The sequence below is a fragment of the Micrococcus sp. HMSC31B01 genome, from assembly GCF_001816085.1.
Taxonomy (GTDB): domain Bacteria; phylum Actinomycetota; class Actinomycetes; order Actinomycetales; family Micrococcaceae; genus Micrococcus; species Micrococcus luteus.
The window spans coordinates 1-5,910 of sequence record NZ_KV825211.1; the positions used below are offsets into that span (position 1 = coordinate 1).

At 74.0% G+C, this 5,910-nt stretch carries 4 protein-coding genes; 1 reads left to right on the forward strand and 3 read right to left on the reverse strand.

Features of this window, described 5'->3' with window-relative positions:
• The 3 genes from HMPREF3105_RS08245 to tkt form a co-directional block, all read right to left on the reverse strand.
• The coding region (locus HMPREF3105_RS08245; RefSeq protein ID WP_070709182.1) for a glucose-6-phosphate isomerase at positions 1 to 1,148 on the reverse strand (1,148 nt) is incomplete at its 3' end.
• A gap of 56 nt (positions 1,149 to 1,204) precedes the next feature.
• Complete coding sequence (gene tal / locus HMPREF3105_RS08250; protein WP_036338557.1) at positions 1,205 to 2,323, reverse strand: transaldolase; 1,119 nt, start codon at positions 2,321 to 2,323, stop codon at positions 1,205 to 1,207.
• A gap of 59 nt (positions 2,324 to 2,382) precedes the next feature.
• Positions 2,383 to 4,557: a transketolase gene (tkt, locus tag HMPREF3105_RS08255; RefSeq protein WP_070709184.1), complete on the reverse strand. Its 2,175-nt coding sequence runs from the start codon at positions 4,555 to 4,557 to the stop codon at positions 2,383 to 2,385.
• 262 nt (positions 4,558 to 4,819) lie between these two features.
• Between tkt and HMPREF3105_RS08260 the strand changes: the two genes are divergently transcribed.
• The gene (locus HMPREF3105_RS08260; protein WP_060973634.1) at positions 4,820 to 5,803 is read left to right on the forward strand and encodes a heme o synthase; all 984 of its coding nucleotides are present in this window, start codon (positions 4,820 to 4,822) and stop codon (positions 5,801 to 5,803) included.
• Positions 5,804 to 5,910: the final 107 nt, after the last annotated feature.

Here is a 5,910-nt window from a genome sequence, read left to right on the forward strand (position 1 = left end):
CCCTCCACCTCGCCGTCGGCCGGCCGCTCGGCGGCGGGGCCGTCCAGCAGGGTGCGGGCGGCGGCCTTGGCGGCCTCCACGTCCGGCTGGTCGAAGGGGTTGATCCCGAGCAGGCGGCCGGCCACCGCGGTGGCCACCTCCCACAGCAGCAGCTGGGCGCCGAGCGAGCCGGCGACCTGCACGCCGTGGCCCGGGGCCGCGACGTCGTCCTCGCCGACGAGCTGCACCTGCAGCAGGTCGGGGGCGTCCCACACGGTCTCGGGGTCGCCGGGGGCGACGACGACGGGCAGCAGCCCGGTGCCGTCCTTGCCCGTGGACTCGGCGATCAGCTGCTCGATCCAGGCCGGCAGTCCGGCGATGCCGGACCCGTGGTCGGCGAAGACGAGCTTGTCGCGCAGCGGGCGGGTGCCGCCCAGGGCCGCGCCGAGCTGCAGGCCCGGGTTGTCCTCGTCGTCGGCGATCAGCAGGTCGAGCACGGCCTCCGCGTCGTCCAGCAGGGCCGCGACGTCCACGCCGGCCAGGCCGGTGGGGACCAGGCCGAACGCGGTGAGGGCCGAGAAACGCCCGCCCACGGTCGGGTCCGCGGTGAAGACGGCGCGCCAGCCGGCGGACTCGCACGCGGCGTGCAGCGGTGAGCCCGGGTCCGTGACGGCGACCAGGCGGGTGCGGGGGTCGATCCCAGCGTCGCGGAACGCGGCCTCGACGACGCGGCGCTGCGAGTCGGTCTCCACGGTGGAGCCGGACTTGGAGGAGACCACCAGCACGGTTCGCTCGAGGTCGCGCTCGAGGGCGCGGGAGACCTGGAGCGGGTCCGTGGAGTCCAGGACCTCGAGCTCGACGCCGGCCGTCGCCGCGATCACCTCGGGGGCCAGGGACGAGCCGCCCATGCCCGCCAGGACCACGCGGTCCACGCCCTCGGCGCGCAGCTCCCGGGTCAGCTGGGCGATGTGCGGGACGAGGGCGCGGGAGTCCTCGAACAGGTCGATCCAGCCGAGCCGCTTGGCGGCCTCGTCGCGGGCCGGCGCCCCCCACAGGTCGGCGTCCTGCGCCCCGAGGCGGGAGGCGACGCGGTCCTGGAGGAGGGCGGGCAGATGGCGGTCGATCGCCTCGAGGGCGGCTCCGGTGGCGGTGAGGCCGAGGGTGCTCATGGGGGGTCCTTCCGTGCGCGTGGCGAGCGGGCGGCGGGGTCGGGGGGCGGGTGCGGTCAGCGATGGGCGTCGAGCCCGGAGCGGACCGAGCCGAGCAGCTCGTCCCACGCGGCCTCGAACTTCTCCAGGCCCTCAGTCTCCAGCACGTCCACGACGTCCTGGTAGGACACGCCTGCCGCGCCGACCGCGTCGAGCAGGGCATCGGCCTCGGCGTAGGCGCCCGTGACGGTGTCCGCCGCAATCACCCCGTGGTCGGCGACCGCCTCGAGGGTCTTCTCCGGCAGGGTGGTCACGGTGTGCGGTGCCACGAGTTCGGTGACGTACAGCGTGTCCGGCAGGGCGGGGTCCTTGACGCCGGTGGAGGCCCACAGGGGCCGCTGCACGGGGGCGCCGGCCGCCTCGAGCAGGCGCCAGCGCTCCGAGTCCAGGGCCTGCTCGAAGGCTCGGTAGGCCAGGCGCGCGTTGGCGACGGCGGCCCGGCCGGTCAGCGCCTCGGCCTCGGGGGTGCCGATCGCGCGCAGCCGCGCGTCGACCTCCGTGTCCACACGGGAGACGAAGAAGGAGGCCACCGAGTGGAGGCGGCGGACGTCGTGCCCGTTCGCCCGGGCCTTCTCCAGGCCGGTGAGCCAGGCGTTGAGCACCCGGCGGTAGCGGGGCAGGGAGAAGATCAGGGTCACGTTCACGCTGATGCCCGCGCCGAGCACGTCCGCGATGGCGGACAGGCCCTCCACGGTCGCGGGGATCTTCACCATGAGGTTGGGACGGTCGACGGCCGCCGCCAGCTCGCGGGCCTGCGCCACGGTGCCGGCGGCGTCGCGGGCCAGGCGCGGATCGACCTCAAGGGAGACGAAGCCGTCCGCCCCGCCGGTGCGCTCGTGGACGGGCGCGAGCACGTCGGCGGCGCGGCGCACGTCCTCGGTCGTCAGGGCGACGACGGCCTCGTCCACCGAGGCGCCGGCCGCGGCGAGTTCGCGCAGCTGTCCCTGGTAGGCGCCCGCGTCCGCGAGGGCGACCGCGAAGATGGACGGGTTCGTGGTGACGCCGGTGACCGAGCGGGTGGCGATCAGCTCTTCGAGCGTGCCCTCGTCCAGCCGCGTGCGGGAGAGGTCGTCGAGCCAGATCGACACACCGGCCTGGGCCAGCGCGGCGGTGTTCGGGTTCTGCGGGGTGCTCATGGTCTGCGGGTGCCTTCCCTTCGGGGTGGACGTGCTCGGGGCGCCGTGGGCGCCGGGCCTCAGAGGAGGCCGCGGGTCACCTCGGCGACGTGCTCGCCAGTGAATCCGTACTTCTCCATCAGGCGGGCGCCGTCGGCCGACTCGCCGTAGTGCTCGAGGCTCACGCGGGCGCCCGGGGAGGAGGCCGTCACCGTGTGCTCGAACCACGGCATCGCGATGCCGGCCTCGACGGAGACGCGGACCGGGGCGTCGGGGCCGTCGGGCAGGACCTCGGCCCGGTAGGCCTCGTCCTGCTCGGCGAACCACTCGAGGCAGGGGGCGGAGACGACGCGGGTCGGGACGCCGTCGGCCTGCAGCAGCGCGCGGGCCCGCACGGCCACGGAGACCTCGGAGCCGGTCGCGATCAGCAGCGCGCGGGCCGGCGTCGGCGCGCCGTCGGCATCCGTGGCGTCGATGAGGACGTAGGCGCCGCGGGCCACGCCCGAGGCGGGGGCGAAGCCGTCCGTGTCCCGGGGGAGCACGGGCAGGCTCTGCCGGGACAGGACGAGTCCGGCCGGGCGGTCCCGGTGCTCGAGCACCGTCCGCCACGCCCACGCGGTCTCGTTGGCGTCGGCCGGGCGGACGACGTCGAGCCCGGGGATGGCCCGCAGGGCGGCCAGGTGCTCCACCGGCTGGTGCGTGGGGCCGTCCTCGCCGAGGCCGATGGAGTCGTGCGTCCACACGTACGTGCTCGGGGTGCCCATGAGGGCGGCCAGGCGGACGGCGGGGCGCATGTAGTCGGAGAACGTCAGGAACGTGCCCATGTAGGCACGGGTCAGGCCGCCGATCGTGATGCCGTTGACGATCGCCCCGGCCGCGAACTCGCGGACGCCGAAGTGCAGGGTGCGGCCGTACTCGTGGCCCTGCCACGTGGCGGTGGAGCGGCGGGCCGGGATGAAGGAGGGCTCGCCCTTCATGGTGGTGTTGTTCGACCCGGCGAGGTCGGCCGAGCCGCCCCAGAGCTCGGGCATGACCGGCGCGAGGGCCGTGAGCACCTCTCCGGAGGCCGCGCGCGTGGCCAGGCCCTTCTCGTCCGCGTCCCAGGACGGGAACGCGTCCGCGAAGCCAGCGGGCAGCTCTCGTCCGGCCAGTCGGTCGTACAGCCGCGCGTTCTCCAGGTTCGCCTCGCGCCAGGCCTGGAACGCCGCCTCCCAGCCGCGGCGGTACTCTGCCGAGCGCTCGGCGATGGACCGGGCGCGGGCCAGGAGCTCGGGGTCGACGTCGAAGGTCTTGGTCGGGTCCAGCCCGAGGCTCTCCTTGAGGCCGGCGACCTCGTCCGTGCCGAGCTTGGAGCCGTGGATGCCGCCGGTGTTCTGCTTCGTGGGGGAGGGCCAGCCGATCACGGTGCGCAGCTTGATCAGCGAGGGCCGGCCGGTCTCGGCCTTGGCCGCGACGAGGGCGTCGTACAGGGCCTCCACGTCCTCCGTGTACTCGGTCACGGCGTGGCCCTGGGCGCCGTTGGTCCAGTCGACCTCCTGCACGTGCCAGCCGTAGGCCTCGTAGCGGCGGACCACGTCCTCGGTGAACGCGATGTCCGTGTCGTCCTCGATCGAGATGCGGTTCGCGTCGTAGACGACGACCAGGTTCCCGAGCTCCTGGTGCCCGGCCAGCGAGGAGGCCTCGGCGGCGACGCCCTCCTGGATGTCCCCGTCGGAGGCGAGCACGAACACGTGGTGGTCGAACGGGGAGGTGCCGGGGGCGGCGTCGGGGTCCATCAGCCCGCGCACGCGGCGCTGCTCGTACGCGAAGCCGACGCCCATCGCCAGGCCCTGGCCCAGCGGACCCGTGGTCACCTCGACGCCGTGGGTGTGGCCGTACTCCGGGTGGCCCGGGGTCCTGGATCCCTCGGTGCGCAGCCCCTGGATGTCCTCGATCTCGAGCCCGGCGCCCGCGGCGAACAACTGCAGGTACTGGATGAGCGAGGCGTGGCCCGCGGAGAGGATGAAGCGATCCCGGCCCTCCCAGCGGTCGTCCGTGGGGTCCAGGTGCATGACGTTCTGGTACAGCTGCCACGCCACGGGGGCCAGCGAGATCGCGGTGCCGGGGTGGCCGTGCCCGGCCTTCTCCACGGCGTCCGCCGAGAGCGCCTTGAGCGTGTCCACCATCCGGCGGTCCTGCTCCGAGTAGACGAACCCGCGGGCCGGGGCCACCCGGTCCAGGGTCGGGGGGGTGGACGGCTGCGCGGCGTCGGTCACGGGTTCTCTCCTGGCGGATCGGGAGCGTCGGGGTGCGGCCCCGGCCGACGCCGGGGCGTCGCGGCGCGGGGCCGTCGTCCCAGCCTAGCCGCGCGACGGCGGGGCGGGCCCGACCGGGCGCCTCATGACATGCTTCGCCCCCGGGCGAACAGCCGTTGACACGAGTAGACTGGGTCAAGGCCTGACCGCAGGCGGACCGCCCGAGTGGCCGATCCGAACCCCGGGACGGGCACGCCCACCGTCCCCTCACCGTGAGAAGCAGATGTCATCCTCCCTGGAGTCGCCGTCCGCCGCCCGCGTCGCCGCCGCCGAGCCCGGCGTCGTCGACCGGTCCCCGCTGCCCCTGCGCCGCAAGGTCCGGGCGTACGTCGAGCTGACGAAGCCCCGGGTGATCGAGCTGCTGCTGGTGACCACGCTGCCGACCATGATCTTCGCGCAGCGCGGCTTCCCGGACGTGCTCACCATGATCGCCACGCTCGTCGGCGGTGCGCTCGCCGCCGGCGCCTCCGGCACCTTCAACTGCTACATCGACCGCGACATCGACCGGGTCATGAAGCGCACCGAGAACCGGCCGCTCGTCACCGGCGAGGTCACCCCTCGCGAGGCCCTCGTGTTCGCGTGGGTGCAGACGGTCGTGTCCATCCTGATCCTCGGGTTCGGCGCCAACTGGCTGGCGGCCGGCCTGGGTGTGGCCGCCATCTTCTTCTACGTGGTCGTGTACTCGCTCGTGCTCAAGCGCCGCACGGAGCAGAACATCGTGTGGGGCGGCATCGCCGGCTGCTTCCCCGTGCTGATCGGCTGGGCGGCCGTGCGCGGGACCGTCGAGTGGCCGGCCATCGTGCTGTTCCTCGTGGTCTTCCTGTGGACGCCCCCGCACTACTGGCCGTTGTCCATGAAGTACAAGCGCGACTACCAGCAGGCCGACGTGCCGATGCTCGGCGCCATCGCCTCCGCGCGCCACGTCTCCAACCAGGTCGTGCTCTACGCGTGGGCCACCGTGGCGTGCTCCCTCCTGCTCGTGCCGATGGGCTGGGCCGGCATCGTCTACACCGCGGTCGCGCTCGTCGTCGGAGCCTGGTTCATCTGGGAGTCCCATGTGCTGCAGGTGCAGGCCCAGCGCGAGGACTTCGAGGACCGCAAGGCCATGAAGGTCTTCCACCTCTCCATCACCTATCTGACGCTGCTGTTCATCGCCCTGGCCGTGGACCCGTTCGTGGGCGCGCCGCTGATGCACTTCGGCGCCTGAGCGCCGATCCGCCCCGGGCGCTCTCCCCGGGACGCAGACGACGACGGCCCCGCACCAGCCGGTGCGGGGCCGTTCGCGTGCGCGGGGCGTCAGCCCGCGGCGACGGT